This window comes from Bordetella genomosp. 4 (genome assembly GCF_002261185.1).
Lineage (GTDB): Bacteria > Pseudomonadota > Gammaproteobacteria > Burkholderiales > Burkholderiaceae_B > Bordetella_A.
Window position 1 is genome coordinate 672711 of record NZ_NEVQ01000013.1, and the last position, 14400, is coordinate 687110.

13 protein-coding genes and 1 pseudogene are annotated in these 14400 nt (G+C 60.3%); 4 read left to right on the top strand and 10 right to left on the bottom strand.

From position 1 onward, the window contains the following. The first annotated feature begins 129 nt into the window (after positions 1-129). The 4 genes and pseudogenes from CAL20_RS13335 (at position 130) to CAL20_RS13350 (ending at position 5057) form a co-directional block, all read left to right on the top strand. Positions 130-1254, top strand: coding sequence for a TRAP transporter substrate-binding protein (locus tag CAL20_RS13335; RefSeq protein ID WP_094838105.1), 1125 nt, complete (start codon positions 130-132; stop codon positions 1252-1254). Positions 1255-1524: 270 nt separating this feature from the next. Further along, positions 1525-2154 (top strand): annotated as a pseudogene (locus CAL20_RS13340) (TRAP transporter small permease subunit); the annotation flags it as partial. A 62-nt stretch (positions 2155-2216) separates the two neighbouring features. Further along, positions 2217-4181: a TRAP transporter large permease gene (locus CAL20_RS13345; protein WP_094838106.1), complete on the top strand. Its 1965-nt coding sequence runs from the start codon at positions 2217-2219 to the stop codon at positions 4179-4181. Positions 4182-4259: 78 nt separating this feature from the next. Next, positions 4260-5057, top strand: a complete 798-nt coding sequence (locus tag CAL20_RS13350) for an enoyl-CoA hydratase/isomerase family protein (RefSeq protein WP_094838107.1) — start codon at positions 4260-4262, stop codon at positions 5055-5057. Positions 5058-5372: 315 nt separating this feature from the next. Here CAL20_RS13350 and CAL20_RS13355 read toward each other — a convergent pair whose 3' ends face one another. The 10 genes from CAL20_RS13355 to CAL20_RS13400 all read right to left on the bottom strand — a co-directional run bounded on the left by CAL20_RS13355 (position 5373) and on the right by CAL20_RS13400 (position 14397). Further along, a complete protein-coding gene (locus tag CAL20_RS13355; RefSeq protein ID WP_094821625.1) occupies positions 5373-6365 on the bottom strand; it encodes an LD-carboxypeptidase in 993 nt (330 codons plus the stop codon). Further along, positions 6362-6811: a tRNA adenosine(34) deaminase TadA gene (gene tadA / locus CAL20_RS13360; protein WP_217903926.1), complete on the bottom strand. Its 450-nt coding sequence runs from the start codon at positions 6809-6811 to the stop codon at positions 6362-6364. The genes CAL20_RS13355 and tadA overlap by 4 nt, the downstream gene beginning before the upstream one ends. 37 nt (positions 6812-6848) lie before the next feature. Further along, positions 6849-7697, bottom strand: coding sequence for an HAD family hydrolase (locus tag CAL20_RS13365; protein WP_094821627.1), 849 nt, complete (start codon positions 7695-7697; stop codon positions 6849-6851). A 57-nt stretch (positions 7698-7754) separates the two neighbouring features. After that, on the bottom strand, positions 7755-8321 hold the full coding sequence (locus tag CAL20_RS13370) for a hypothetical protein (RefSeq protein ID WP_094838108.1): 567 nt from the start codon (positions 8319-8321) through the stop codon (positions 7755-7757). A gap of 126 nt (positions 8322-8447) precedes the next feature. Further along, on the bottom strand, positions 8448-8780 hold the full coding sequence (gene mnhG, locus CAL20_RS13375) for a monovalent cation/H(+) antiporter subunit G (protein ID WP_094821629.1): 333 nt from the start codon (positions 8778-8780) through the stop codon (positions 8448-8450). Then, positions 8777-9058, bottom strand: coding sequence for a K+/H+ antiporter subunit F (locus tag CAL20_RS13380; protein ID WP_094821630.1), 282 nt, complete (start codon positions 9056-9058; stop codon positions 8777-8779). Before CAL20_RS13380 ends, mnhG begins: the two co-directional genes overlap by 4 nt. Beyond that, positions 9055-9531, bottom strand: coding sequence for a Na+/H+ antiporter subunit E (locus CAL20_RS13385; RefSeq protein WP_094821631.1), 477 nt, complete (start codon positions 9529-9531; stop codon positions 9055-9057). Before CAL20_RS13385 ends, CAL20_RS13380 begins: the two co-directional genes overlap by 4 nt. Beyond that, on the bottom strand, positions 9531-11156 hold the full coding sequence (locus tag CAL20_RS13390; RefSeq protein WP_094821632.1) for a monovalent cation/H+ antiporter subunit D: 1626 nt from the start codon (positions 11154-11156) through the stop codon (positions 9531-9533). Before CAL20_RS13390 ends, CAL20_RS13385 begins: the two co-directional genes overlap by 1 nt. After that, on the bottom strand, positions 11153-11497 hold the full coding sequence (locus tag CAL20_RS13395) for a Na+/H+ antiporter subunit C (protein ID WP_094838109.1): 345 nt from the start codon (positions 11495-11497) through the stop codon (positions 11153-11155). Before CAL20_RS13395 ends, CAL20_RS13390 begins: the two co-directional genes overlap by 4 nt. Continuing rightward, positions 11497-14397 (bottom strand): monovalent cation/H+ antiporter subunit A, encoded by a 2901-nt coding sequence (locus tag CAL20_RS13400; RefSeq protein WP_094838110.1) that lies wholly within the window; start codon positions 14395-14397, stop codon positions 11497-11499. The genes CAL20_RS13395 and CAL20_RS13400 overlap by 1 nt, the downstream gene beginning before the upstream one ends. Positions 14398-14400 lie beyond the last annotated feature (3 nt).

The window sequence follows — 14400 nt, forward strand, 5'->3', positions numbered from 1 at the left end:
CCGGTTCTCAATCTGATCGGTCGGTGGCTGCGCCGTCCAGTCTCATGCATTGCGCTTTGTTCTTGCTGCACCTTTAAAGCTGTTTCATAACACGCTGGTTCATGCAGTTCACTCAGGAGACAACAAGCCATGCTAAACAACGCGTCATCTCGCCGCCGTTTCATTGCCGGCGCCACCACTATCGCAGGGTCCGCGGCGCTAGGGTTTCCGGCTGTCACTCGTGCCCAGGGTTCACCGATTTCGCTGCGATTTCAGAGCACGTGGCCGGCCAACGATATTTTTCACGAGTTTGCACAGGACTACGCCCGCAAGGTCAATGATATGGCCGAGGGTCAGCTAAAGATCGAGGTGCTGCCCGCCGGTGCGGTGGTCAAGGCCTTTGACCTGCTGGATGCGGTGTCCGCCGGCACGCTGGATGGCGGCCATGGCGTGGTGGCCTATTGGTATGGCAAGAATACGGCGGTGGCGCTGTGGGGCTCGGGTCCTTCGTTTGGCATGGACGCCAATATGCTGCTGGCGTGGCACGAATATGGCGGCGGCAAAGAGCTGCTGGTGGAAATCCAGAAGGCGATGGGCGTCAATGTCGTGTCGCTGATGTACGGGCCGATGCCGACACAACCGTTTGGCTGGTTCAAGAAACCGATTACGAAATACGAGGACGTCAAAGGGCTGAAGTTCCGCACGGTGGGTCTCGCGATCGATATGTATAGCGCGATGGGCGCGGCGGTGAACGCCCTGCCCGGCGGCGAAATTGTGCCGGCGTTGGATCGCGGCCTGTTGGATGGGGCGGAATTCAACAACGCGTCGTCCGATCTGGCCCTGGGCTTTCAGGATGTCTCAAAGATCTGCATGCTGCAAAGCTTTCACCAAAGCGCCGAGCAGTTCGAGATCCTGTTCAACAAGAATAAATACGAATCGCTGCCCAAGCATCTGAAGCATATCCTCGCCTATGCCGCGCAGGCGGCGAGTGCCGATATGTCGTGGAAAGCGGCCAACCGCTATTCGGCCGACTATATCAAGCTGCAGAAAGAGCACAACGTCAAGTTCTACAAAACGCCCGATACGATTCTGCAAGAGCAGTTGAAAATCTGGGACACCATGATCGAAAAACGCTCGGCGGAAAACCCCTTGTTCAAAAAGGTGCTGGAATCACAGCGCGAGTTTGCACAACGGGCAGGACGCTGGCAGAACGACGTCTCGGTGAATTTCCGGATGGCATTCAACCATTATTTTGCGCGTAAACCTGCGGCTTGAAGGGCCATTGGTTGATGTTGCGCCACGGCCTCGTACCCGTTTGCTGTGCTGGGCATTAGCCCGATGCTGTGAGCGGGTGCGAAGCCGTGCCTGTGTGGTTGGCGTCGAGTCGATATAGGGACTTCAGGATATTCGATGCAGGTGCCTCGATGGCGTTTCGACGAGAATGCCTCGATGCCGTTGCCGCAATGCAGTGTCTTCCTATGCCGCCGTCATGCCCAACCGCGCCGTTGTGACCGCCCTATTTTCTCCTGATCTGGATCAAGCCCTATGCTAAAGCTGATACGCATGGTGGACCGCTTGTCTACTTTCGTCGGGCAGGCCTTTGCCTGGCTGATCGTCGTGCTGACGGTGCATATATGTTGGGAAGTATCCGCCCGGTACATATTCAACACTCCGAGTGCCTGGGCCTTTGATTTGCAGCTCATGTATTACGGCGTGCTGTTCATGATGGCGGGCGCGTATACGCTGGCGAAAAGCGGTCACGTCCGTGGCGATATTCTGTACGGCTTTTTGCCCCCGCGCGTGCAGGCGGGGCTGGACGTGATTTTGTATATCGCGTTCTTTATTCCGGGTGTGGTCGCGTTGGTCTGGGCGGGATGGTATTACGCAGGAGAGTCGATTGCGATTCGTGAGCACTCGTCGTTGATGGCGAATGGTCCACCGATTTATCCCTTTAAGGCGTTTATCCCTGTTGCAGGCGCAGTACTGTTGTTGCAAGGCTTCGCGGAAATCGGACGTTGTCTGCTCTGTCTGCGCGATGGTGCCTGGCCCTCACGCGAAGAGGACGTAGAGGAAGTCGACGTCGACAAGCTCAAGAAAATGGTGCACGTCAAAGACGAAGACATCGCGAAGCTGGATCGCTATGTCACTGATGAACAACACGGTGAACGGGATCGCGCAGTGACAAACGAAGCGCGCAGCAAATCAGGCCGCTCCGAGAATGACCAGGAGCGCAACAAATGAAAATTCACAAAGCACTGTGGTTTGGTTTGACGTGTATTGGCATTGTGCTGGCGATGATAGGGTTCTTGACGCCATGGCACGATCTGACGACAGGACACCTTGGATTATTGATGCTGGCCTTGATTGTGGTCGCCATCATGTTGGGCTTTCCGACGGCGTTTACGTTGATGGGCATGGGGGTGTTGTTCACCTTTCTCGCGTACTACCTGCAGAATCCGGATGCGCAGCGCTCGATTCATCAGACCCTGGATCTGATGGTGCAGCGGACCTACGCCACGATGACCAACGATGCGTTGATCTCGGTGCCGCTGTTTGTGTTCATGGGCTATCTCGTCGAACGCGCGAACTTGATTGAAAAGCTGTTTCGTTCGATGCATCTGGCGTTAGCCAGGCTGCCCGGCGCATTGGCCGTGGCGACGCTCGCAACGTGCGCGATATTCGCGACGGCCACAGGCATCGTGGGTGCGGTGGTCACGTTGATGGGCCTGCTGGCCATGCCGGCGATGTTAAAGGCCGGCTATAGCGTTCGATTGACTGCCGGTTCGATTACTGCGGGGGGATGTCTGGGCATTCTGCTGCCGCCCTCGGTGATGTTGATCGTGTATGGCGCGACGACAGGCGTGTCGGTCGTACAGTTGTATGCCGGAGCGTTTTTTCCGGGGCTGATGCTGGCCGGACTGTATGTACTGTACGTCATGCTCGTCGCCAAATTGCGGCCCGACATGGCGCCGCCATTGACAGCCGAAGAACGGCGCATCGCCCTGCCTGCCGACGCTGACGCATTATCGCGCCAAGGCTATACCCATGCGGTCAACGGTCTGCTGGGAACGCTGTTCAAGGGTCGCCGCAACGCCAGCGTATCGTTTGGATTTCTGTCTCGATACACGATGTTGGCATTGACGCCATTACTGGCGTTTGTGGTGCTGACCGGGTCGGTCTATTACCTGGTGACGCAACCGCCGACGGTGTATGAGATCCCCGATGAGTTGCGTCTGGGCAGCGGCGGTGATGATTTTGGTGGACTCGCTGAGCCTCCGATGGCAGGAGGATTGAGTGAACCGCCTGTTGAGGGAGGACTGAGCGAACCGCCAATGGAAGGTGGATTGAGTGAGCCGCCGGGCAGCGCTGCTGCAGCGCCGAATACAGCTGCCAACTCTGCCGTAGCCGGCGCCGCGCCCGCTCCATCCGACACAGGCCCCGCACGCGTCCCTGCCCCCACTGGCTATTGGATATTCTTCGGCATCTGCCTGGCCATCCTCGCAGTCTTTTATGTGCTGCTGACGTGGGCGCGATTGGAAATCTTCAAAATGCTGATGGGGTCGTTTTTCCCCTTGGCATTGATGATCGCGGCGGTGTTGGGCTCCATCACGTTCGGACTCGCCACGCCGAGCGAAGCCGCCGCGATGGGGGCCATGGGAGGCGCATTGTTGGCACTGGCCTATCGGCGGCTCAACATGCCTGTGCTGAAAGAATCGGTCTACCTGACCGCAAAGACCAGCGCCATGGTGTGCTGGCTGTTTGTAGGGTCGTCGATCTTTTCCGCCGCGTTCGCGCTGTTGGGTGGTCAGCGCATCATCGAAGAATGGGTGCTGTCGCTGGGCCTGACGCCGATCGAGTTCATGCTGCTGGCGCAGATCATTATCTTTTTGCTGGGCTGGCCATTGGAATGGACAGAGATCATCGTCATCTTCATGCCGATCTTTGTGCCCCTGTTGATCACATTCCAGATCGACCCGCTGTTCTTTGGCCTGCTCGTGGCGCTGAACCTGCAAACCGCATTCCTGTCGCCGCCGGTCGCCATGTCTGCGTTCTATCTAAAAGGCATCTCGCCGCCGCACGTCACCTTGAACCAGATATTCTTGGGCATGATGCCGTTCATGGGAATCCAGGTCGTGGCGATTTTCTTGCTGTACATGTTCCCGGGCATCGGGCTTTGGTTGCCGACAGTGTTGTATCGTTGAAATCGAGGGGCCGATACACCCTGCCGCACATGCCGCATCATTGTGGCCCGCTTTGAACCGTAAAAGGAATCCGCTCACATGCTGCAAACGCTGGAAGTGGCCTATGGTCCGCAAACCGCCGTCATCTGGCTGGCCCGCCCTGAGGTGCGCAACGCGCTGGACTCGCGCCTCATTGCCGAGTTGACAGAGACGTTCATGACGCTCGCCGACGACAGCGAAATACGCGCCATCGTCCTGGCGGGCCACGGCAAAGTCTTTTGCGCCGGCGCCGACCTCAACGCCATGCGCCATAGCGCCCAAGCCAGCGAAGCCGACAACCGCGCCGACGCGCTGGCCCTCGCCACACTGCTGCACACCATCTACACCTGCCCCAAACCCACCATCGCACGCGTACACGGCGCCTGCATGGCTGGCGGCCTCGGCCTGGCCACCGCCTGCGACATCGCCATCGCCGGCCGCGACACCCGTTTCGCCCTCACCGAAACCCGCCTCGGCCTCATCCCCGCCATGATCTCGCCCTACGTCCTGCGCGCCATCGGCCCTCGCGCCGCCAGCCGCTGGTTTCTCACAGCGGAGACGTTCGATGCCGCCGAAGCCTGGCGCATCGGCCTCGTCCACGACATCTGCGAACCCGAAGAACTCGACGCCCACGTCAACGCATTACTAGGCAAACTCATGCTGGCGTCGCCCAACGCACTGAAAGAATCCAAGCGTTTGATTCATGACGTCTCTCAACATCCCATCGACGACGCCATACTGGAAAACACCGCGACCCGCTTGGCCGCGCTACGCTCATCGCCTGACGGCCAGGAGGGTATCTCTGCTTTTCTGGAAAAACGTGCGCCATCGTGGGTGCCGGACCAAGAAGCGTCCTAGCCGCCAGCACATCCGTTCGCATGCAGATAGCGTCAAGCTGACGCATCATCGCCCTCTATTCGCGCCTAGATCCGTAGCGATCACACCGTGCGCGCCTCCGATCGCCCCATCGCTGCCATGCAGCCGTGGCCGGCCTTCATCGCAAGTCCCTGTCGGGCGCGTGTGGGTGGTGCTGGCCCGTTGAGCGGCGGGCAGTCCCCGCAGGGGACCTCGGCGCCTGGTGTTGCGCCGAGCCGCTGCGATAGGGCCGGCGCCACCCACACGCGCCCGGCAGGGACGCATTAAGAACCCCCACCTACATCAGCACAAACAAACTCAATGCTGATGCTCATCAATCACCAAATGTGCCATCCCCGCCTCAGTAGCGATGCCAACCTTTTGACCAACAGGCAGCGTAGCCTTGGTCCGGATGTGTCCATAAGGCAACCCAGTAATAACCGGAACTTTAACGACACCACGCAGCCATTTCACGACGGCGGGCATGTCGTACCCGGCATCATGCGGTGCCAACCGATAGTCTGTGAAATGACCGAATACGATAGCCTTTTGGCGTTGCAGCACGCCGGCCTGCCACAGCTGAGCCAGCATGCGCTCCACCCGATACGGATGCTCTGCAACGTCCTCAATGAACAGAATACCCCCGCGCACTTTGGGCATATATGGCGTGCCCATCAACGACATCAAGGTGGCCAGATTGCCGCCCCACAATACGCCACGCGCATCGACAGGATCGGCGTCCTGAGTCTCAAAACTGAGGATCTCCAGCTCGCCGCGCATGATCTCGCCGAACAATGCAGCCGTCAGATCGTCGACCGTTTTACCGCCAAAATCCGCAACGGCTGTCGGCCCGCTGTAGCTGACCGCCCCCGTCTGCGCGAGCAAGGCCAGATTGAACGCTGTGAAATCGCTCAACCCCACGAAACGCTTGCCACTGTCCGCCACAGCGCGCCAATCGATCTGCGGCAATAAACGGCTGAGCCCATAGCCACCACGCGTAGCCATCACAATCGGATGTTTTTGCTTCAACGCACGCGTGATGCCCGCCAGGCGTTGTTTTTCCGTGCCGGCAAAACGTTGATGCACAGCCAATGCGGCGCGATCCACCGTAGTCTTGAATCCCTCTTGCGCCAGGCGCTCGCACGCCAACGCCACGGTGTCCGGGTCACGCACCGCAGACGAAGGCGAAATCAAATAGATCCCGCCGGCAGGCTTGGCATGATGATGGTGCGAGTGGCCGTGATCGTGACCGCAATCGTCATCGCAATCATGCCCATCGTGCCCATGTGCGGGATGTGTAGAGGTACTCATTTCGTGGATTCCTTTGTACGGCGTTCGCGGAAAAACCGCCGCAGCATATCGCCGCAAGGCTGCGCCAATACGCCGCCTATAACAGTCGTGTGATGATTCAATCGCTCTACCGCGCCCACATCCAGCACGCTGCCGCAGGCGCCGGTCTTGGGATCCGTGGCCCCGTAGACCACACGTGCCAATCGGGCATGCAACATGGCGCCGATGCACATGACGCAGGGTTCCAGCGTGACGTACAGGCTCAATCCAGGTAACCGGTAATTGTCCAGATGCAGAGCGGCTGCGCGTAATGCAACGATCTCTGCATGCGCAGTAGGATCGCTGTCAGTGATGGTGCGGTTATAACCTGTGCCGAGCACCTGACCCTCGGCATCGACGACGACGGCACCTACGGGGACTTCGCCCACACGCCAGGCGGCCTCGGCCTGCTCGATCGCCAGAGACATGAATGATTCGTCCGCTGGGGACGCCAGCGTCACCACATCAACCACGGTACACCCGGGATTTCAGTGCGATCCGCCCGGCCAGGCTGGTGACGGCCTCTTCGAGCCATTGATAGAGCTCCGCTTCTTCGCCATAGCGGGCCTGATTCAAATTCGACACGCGGCCTTCTTCGATAAAACCCCAGGCGCGGCTGCGTTTGTCGCGGTGTTTCGGATCCCATACACCGAAGGCAAAACCACCGGCTTTGCGAATCAAGGAAAAACACGGGATGTCAGTGTAGCCATCACCAACGAACACCATCTGGTCAAAGGGCACGCGCAGACGGTCCTCGGGGATTTTGCGATTGACTTCGAAGGGCTTGTTGCGAAACTCGCGTCCGATGATGCCTTTTTGAATATGGAACAGATAACGGGTCTTGTCCGTGAAGCTGACCAGGCGCCGCGGGAAAGCAATCCCGCCATCGGCGCCGTACACGAACTCCGACGCCCAGATTTCGGTGAATTCGTGGGCGATGGGTGTTGAACGCACGACATCGCCGATGCCGCTGGAGATCAAGTAAAACTCGAGTTGCACCTGAGGGTGCTCGGCTCGGACTGCGGCACGCAAGCGTTGGAACAATGTGGTGACGCCATCATGCAAAGGCAGCCTGGCGCCCCAGTCTCGCAGGCCCTGTTGCGTGATCAAGCCATGCGCGCCGCTGCGCGACAGCTCGATCATCTCGTAGAGATAGGCTGGAACAGGGTCCCAGTCCTGATCGGACAGCAGTGGGCCGACTTTGTCTTTCCAGAATGCAGCCGTATCCACCCCCAGGCTGTCGAGGAAGCCAGAAGTGCTGTCTGGCGCCAGCGTGTCGTCGAAATCGAATATCAGGGCGATGACGTCAGACATGGATGCGGCAAAGAGTCGGTAATAGGCGACATTTTGCCTGATCCCGACTCTGCCGTCTTATTGCTGCACGGGCACAGGTGTCGCGGGTGTCCCGGCAGGCGGCGTCGTTACCGTACCCGGCGTCGTCGAACTGCCCGGCGCAGCCCCTGGGACCGTACCCGGCGCGGTGGAACTACCAGGCATGGCGCCCGAAGTCCCCGGCGTCGTACCCGTCTGAGACGGAGGCACCTGGATGACCGTTTCGCGCAGAACACCGCCGCTCTCCACGCTGCCCTTTACCGTCGAGGGTGACTGCATTTGCTGCAGGCAGTCCTGACGCTGGGGTTGAGGCAGTTTCGTGCAGCGATCGACCGAATTGTTGCTGTAATTCGCCGACTGACCGTCATCGAGCCGCTTGCGCTGGGCCTCGTCGCGCGCCGCGCCTGCCTCTTGCAGGCACACGGCCTTGCTCTGGTTGGTCTGGCCGCTGTTGCAGCGCTGCACGTCATATTCGTACTGAGACTGGATAGAGGCGGCCGTCGGTGCATCGGCCGCGTTGGCGGCAGAAATCCCTGCCATCCCGCCCAACGCGCTCAAAGTCGCAAATGCCAGGCAGCAATACCGATTGTGCATACGTAGGTTCATTTTCCGCTCCTTCAACTTGGCCAGGCTGCTACTGCGCCCGGCTCAGCTTTTACAGTACGCCAAAGCGGCAAACCAGAGGGCGTGCAGATGTTACAAACGCTAGCAGATTCGGACGATGTAACTGCCCTATTTCGAGTTGAACTCGCCACGGTCCCGCTGGCCGCGATAGACCGCCGCCCGCATCAGCAACATGGCCGTCACCGGCGACGTGATAAACAGCAACAATGTGATGAGAATTTCATGAATCACGAAACGTTGCTGTATAGAGGAAAACACCAGAATCGACGCCAGCAAGACGCAGACCGCGCCCAGGGTATTGCCGAGAGTCGGCGCATGAATACGCGAGACGAAATTCTTGAACCGTAGTAACCCGGCTGAGCCGATCAACGAAATGACGCCCCCTACGACCAGCAAGATGCTGGCCGGGATGCCCGCCCACAATGGAATCTCGAGGTTCATGGCTCGATCACCTCGCCACGCAGCAAAAATTTGGCCATCGCGGTAGAGCCGACAAAACCGAACAAGGCGATCAGCAAGGCCACGTCAAAGTACACCGGCGTGCCTGACCGGATACCAAAGGCCAGCATGGTTAGCATGCCATTGATGTAAAACGCGTCCAACGCCAGCACGCGGTCCTGCGCGGTGGGCCCGCGCACCAGCCGCACCGTCGCACACGCCATGCCCAGGACAAAACACAACAAGGCAAAGGATGCGGCCCAGAATAGAACAAGGTTCACTGAAACACCTCAATCAGGGTACGCTCGTAGCGCTGTTTGACCAATTCGACCCAGGCTGCTTCGTTTTCCAGGTCGAGCACATGCAATGTCAGAATATTGTTGGACACATCGACCCACACGGTGCCTGGCGTATAGGTCAGGATGCAGCCCAGCAGCGCACGGCCATGCGGGTCATGCAGATCCAGCGGGATGTGCACGAACCCCGGCGTGTACTCGCGCCGATAGGCGATGATCAGTTTAGCGACCGCAATATTCGACCGGATGATATCGATCGCCACTCGCCGGCTCAGCCCCAGCAGCAACCATAATTTATGAGGCCGTCCGCGCAGCGGCCGCAGGCGGCTGGACGCAAAACCCAGCCATAGCGCGAGCGCCAGGCCTAATGCGATCTGCCCGGCAGAAAGCGACTCGTTGAGCAGCAGCCACAAGACGAGCAACGCCGCAGGCAGCAGGAGTTTGTACCAACGCCGCATCAATGCCCCCCCAAGGTACGCGCCGGATTGGCCGACAGTACCGCATCAATGTATAGCGCGGGTTGATCGAGCGAGCGCGCCGCATCATCCAGATAAGCCGACACCGGCCCCGCGCCCGCCGCGAGTGCGACACACAACAGGATCAACACGGCAACGGGCCCCGCCTCGAACACGCGCAGCCGCGGCGTCGTACGTTCCTCGTTACCCCAGAAAATCCGCATCCCGGCTCGCCCAAACGCCACGATGCCGGCCAACCCCGCGGCCAACACGGCGGCCACCAGAATCCAGGCATCCGCCGGCTGGGTCGAGGCATTGGCCTCGGCAACCGCCGCGGACAAGAGCGAGAACTTGGCCACAAAGCCGGACAATGGCGGTAACCCCGTCACGAGCAAGGCGCACGACACAAACGACAACCCCAGAAACGCCATCGCCGCAGGAATCGCCACACCCACCACATCGTCGGAGCGGTTCGGGCTCTCTGGATCATCCAGGTCGAACATATCCAGCGTGACCGCCAGCACATTCGCCCCGAAAGTCTGGGTGCGCTCGACCAGCTCGACCAGCATGAAAAAGGCCCCCGTAGCCAGCACGGAGCTCAACAGATAGAACAACGCCGGCCCTGTCAGCCGCACGCCCGGCATGCCCAACGCCGTGAGCAGCGTCCCAGCGGAAAGGATCACGCAATAGCTGACGAGCTGATCCAATCGCTGGGTCGCGAGCAAACCGATCGCCCCGAAAATCAAGGTCGCCAGGCCAGCCGCAAACATCCAGTCAAGGCTGAATGCCGCCGGCGCCCCCGTGGGCAGCAATAGCGAGCCAATGCGCAGCAAGGCGTAGATGCCCACCTTGGTCATGATGGAAAACACGGCCGCTACCGGCGCACTGGCCGCGCTATAGCCGCGCACCAGCCAGAAATTCAGCGGCCAGGCACCGGCCTTGACCAGAAACGCCAGGCCCAGCACAGCCGCGCCGGCCTCGAACAACAAGCGATCACTGCCACCCAGGACGCCGGCGCGCACCGCGAGATCGGCGAGATTCAGGGTGCCCGTGACCCCATAGATCAGCGCAATACTGATAAGCAGCAGAAACGACGCCACCAGATTGATCGCAATGTACTGCAGGCCGGCACTGACGCGCGCCACCCCCGATCCGTGCAGAATCAGACCATACGAGGCCGCCAGCAAGACCTCGAAAAATACAAATAAGTTGAACAGGTCCCCCGTCAGGAACGCCCCATTGAGGCCCATCAACAGGAACTGGAACAGCGAATGAAAATGCACACCCAGGTGGTCCCAGCGCGCCAGGGAATAGATCAATGACGCCAAGCCCAGCACGGCCGTCAACGTCAACATGACGGCCGACAAGCGATCGACGACCAGCACGATGCCGAACGGCGCGGGCCAATCCCCGGGCAGATACACCCCTACGCCACTGGGCCAGACGCCGCCGACACCGGCTGCCAGCGCGAGCAAGGTAATCGCCGCCGCGAGCTGAGCGAGACTAGCCGCCAGCCCGATTCCCGCCCGTAAACCCCGGCGCTTGTCCGCCAGCAATAACATTGCCGCGCCCGCAATCAGCGGGACGGCAATGGGATATATAGGCGCGTGTTGCAACCAATCGATCAAGATTCCGACTCCCTGCCATCAACGTGGTCGGTGCCGGTCAACCCGCGAGAAGCCAGCAATACGACAAGAAACAATGCGGTGGTTGCGAACCCGATCACGATAGCCGTGAGCACCAATGCCTGGGGTATGGGGTCGGCCATGGCGGCCGGATCCGGCGTGGCGCCAGGATCGATAACGGGAGGCCGTCCGACGGTCAGCCGCCCCATTCCGAAAATAAACAGGTTGACGGCATAGGACATCAAGGTCAGTCCCATGATGACCTGAAACGTACGGGGCCGCAGGATCAGCCATACGCCAGATCCGGCCAACACGCCAATCGCGATGGCATATATCAATTCCATTAGGCAGGACTCCCGGATTCTGCGGCGGCTTGAGCTTCTGCCGCCGCCTTGCGTTGTGCGCGCAAGGATTGGTGAGCCAAGGCCACCAACACGAGCATGGTGCCGCCCACGACCAGCATGTACACGCCCACGTCAAAGAACAACACGCTGGAAAGATGGACATGGCCGATCAGGGGCAACGAAACATCCCACGCCATGGCCGATAGAAAGGGACGCGCAGCGAACCAGGCCGACACCGCAGTGAAGCCCGCACACAGCAGGCCCAAACCGATCCAATGCTGGGGATTCAGGCGGCTGCGCGACTCCACCCAATACACGCCGCCCACCATGTACTGCAGAATCACGGCGGTCGCCATGACCAGGCCGCCCACAAACCCGCCGCCCGGCGAATTGTGCCCGCGCAAGAGCAAATACACCGATACCATGGCCGCGATCGGTAACAGGAAACGTACCAGCACGGCAGGCAGGGCCAAGGCATTGTCCGGCAACAGCGCCTGAATGTCGGGCGCCACGATGGCACCCTGATCGCGTTGCTGGCGCGGCAAAGCGATACTTTCGGCCGCTGGCCGGAAACGGCGCAGCAAGGCGTACACCGTCAGTGCAACAATACCGACCACGGTGATCTCGCCAAAGGTGTCAAAGCCGCGGAAATCCACCAGAATCACGTTGACGACATTGGTACCGCCCCCCTCTGGCAAGGCCTTTTCCACAAAATACGAGGCCACCGTCTGGCCCTGCGGGCGGGTCAATATGGCATAAGCCAAGGCGGCCAGCGACGTGCCTGTCACGGTGGCAATCACCAGATCGCGCGCGCGGCGCGCACGGGCCCGGGCGCTGCCATCCTGGCCCCCGCCTTCGATACGGCGCGGCAACCACCGCAGCCCCAACAGCAACAGCACGACGGTTACTACTTCTACCGCAAGTTGCGTCAACGCCAGATCCGGCGCAGAAAACCAGACAAACGTCAGACAGGTCACCAGACCGGCGCCGCCGGCCAGAATCAATGCTGCCAATCGGTGGAATTTGGCCTGAAACGCCGCCCCGACCGCGCAAATCGCACCCACCACCCACAGTACGGCAAAAGCCGGATCCAGGGGAGTGATGGGCGACGGCGCGTCGTTCCACTGGCCGCGCTGCAACGGCAGCCAAGCCACAAGCAGCGCACCCAGCACGATCAGCACCATCTGAATCTGCATGCGTGGCGACGAAACACGCGCCAGCACCCAACTGGCGGCGACGCTGGAATAGTCAAACAAAAACTCGAACGTGCGCCGGCCATCGAAACGGTAGATGAATGGCACCTGCCCCGGCAACGCACGCTGGCGGGCACGTAACCCGGCATACAACAAAACGCCCGCAAGCATGGCGACAAAACTCATGACCAGCGGCAGATTCACGCCATGCCATACGGCCAGGCTGTATTCGGGCATGTCGGCGCCGAGGATGCTTTGTGCCGCCGTATGCAGAAACGGCCCTACTGTCAGCCCTGGGATGACGCCCACGACCAAACACATCAGCACCAGCAAGCCGCTCGGAACCAGCATGAAGCGCGGCGGCTCATGCGGCGCACGAGGCAAATCCTCTGCCGGCGGACCGAAAAACACCTGAAGGATGAAACGCAGCGAATAGGCCACGCTGAACGCGCTGGCCAGCACTGCCATCGCAGGCAGACCGTATTGAATCATCGGATCGCCGCTGACAAAGGTCGTCTCGGCAAAGAACATTTCCTTGGAAATGAAGCCATTGAGCAGCGGCACCCCTGCCATGGCAGCGGCGGCCACCACGGCCAAAGTCGCGGTTATCGGCATGGCTCGCCTGAGCCCGCTCAGACGACCCAGATCGCGCGTACCGGTCTCGTGATCGACGATGCCGGCCGCCATGAACAACGACGCCTTGAACGTGGCGTGGTTCACCATATGAAAGATCGCGGCGACCAGGCCCAACGAGCTGTTCATCCCCAACAACAAGGTGATCAGACCCAGATGGCTGATCGTGGAGTACGCCAGCACGCCCTTCATGTCCTGTTGGAAAATCGCGGCATAGGCGCCCAGGACCAGCGAGCACAGCCCTGCTCCGCCTATGATCCAGAACCATTCTTCGGTACCCGATAGCACGGGCCAAAATCTCGCCAGCAAGAACACCCCTGCCTTGACCATCGTGGCAGAGTGCAGATAGGCCGATACCGGTGTCGGCGCCGCCATGGCATTCGGCAGCCAGAACTGGAAAGGGAATTGCGCGCTCTTGGTGAGCGCGCCCAGCGCTACGAGCACCAACACGGCGGGATACCAGGGATCAGCGCGAACCACCTCGCCGGCGGCCAGCACCTGGTCCATGTCGTAGCTGCCCACGATATTGCCCAGGATCAAGACCCCAGCCAGCAGACACAAGCCACCCGCGCCCGTGACCGTCAGCGCCATCCGCGCGCCGCGCCGGGCGTCCTGGCGATGATGCCAATAGGCAATCAGCATGAACGACGCCAGACTGGTCATTTCCCAGAACAGCACCAACTGAATCAGGTTGCCCGACAGCACCACGCCCAGCATGGCCGCCATGAAGGCCTGGAAAAACGAGAAAAACCGCGGCACCGGATCCTCGGGCGACATGTAATAGCGTGCGTAGAGCACCACTAAAGCGCCCATGCCCGAGACGATCAAGGCGAACAACCAGGCATAGCCGTCCATACGCAGGGTGAACTGCAGGCCCAGTGCCGGTGCCCACTCCAGATCGGCACGAACCACCCCGCCATCGGCGACCTGGGGATAGAGACTGGCCACCAGGACGAAGCAGCTCAGCGCCATCAAGCCTGCCAGCCACGCCTCGGCATTACGGGCGTTGGAAGGCAACAGCGCGGCGCACAGGCTGCCGATAAACGGCAGAGCGAGTATGAGAATCAGCGACATGGT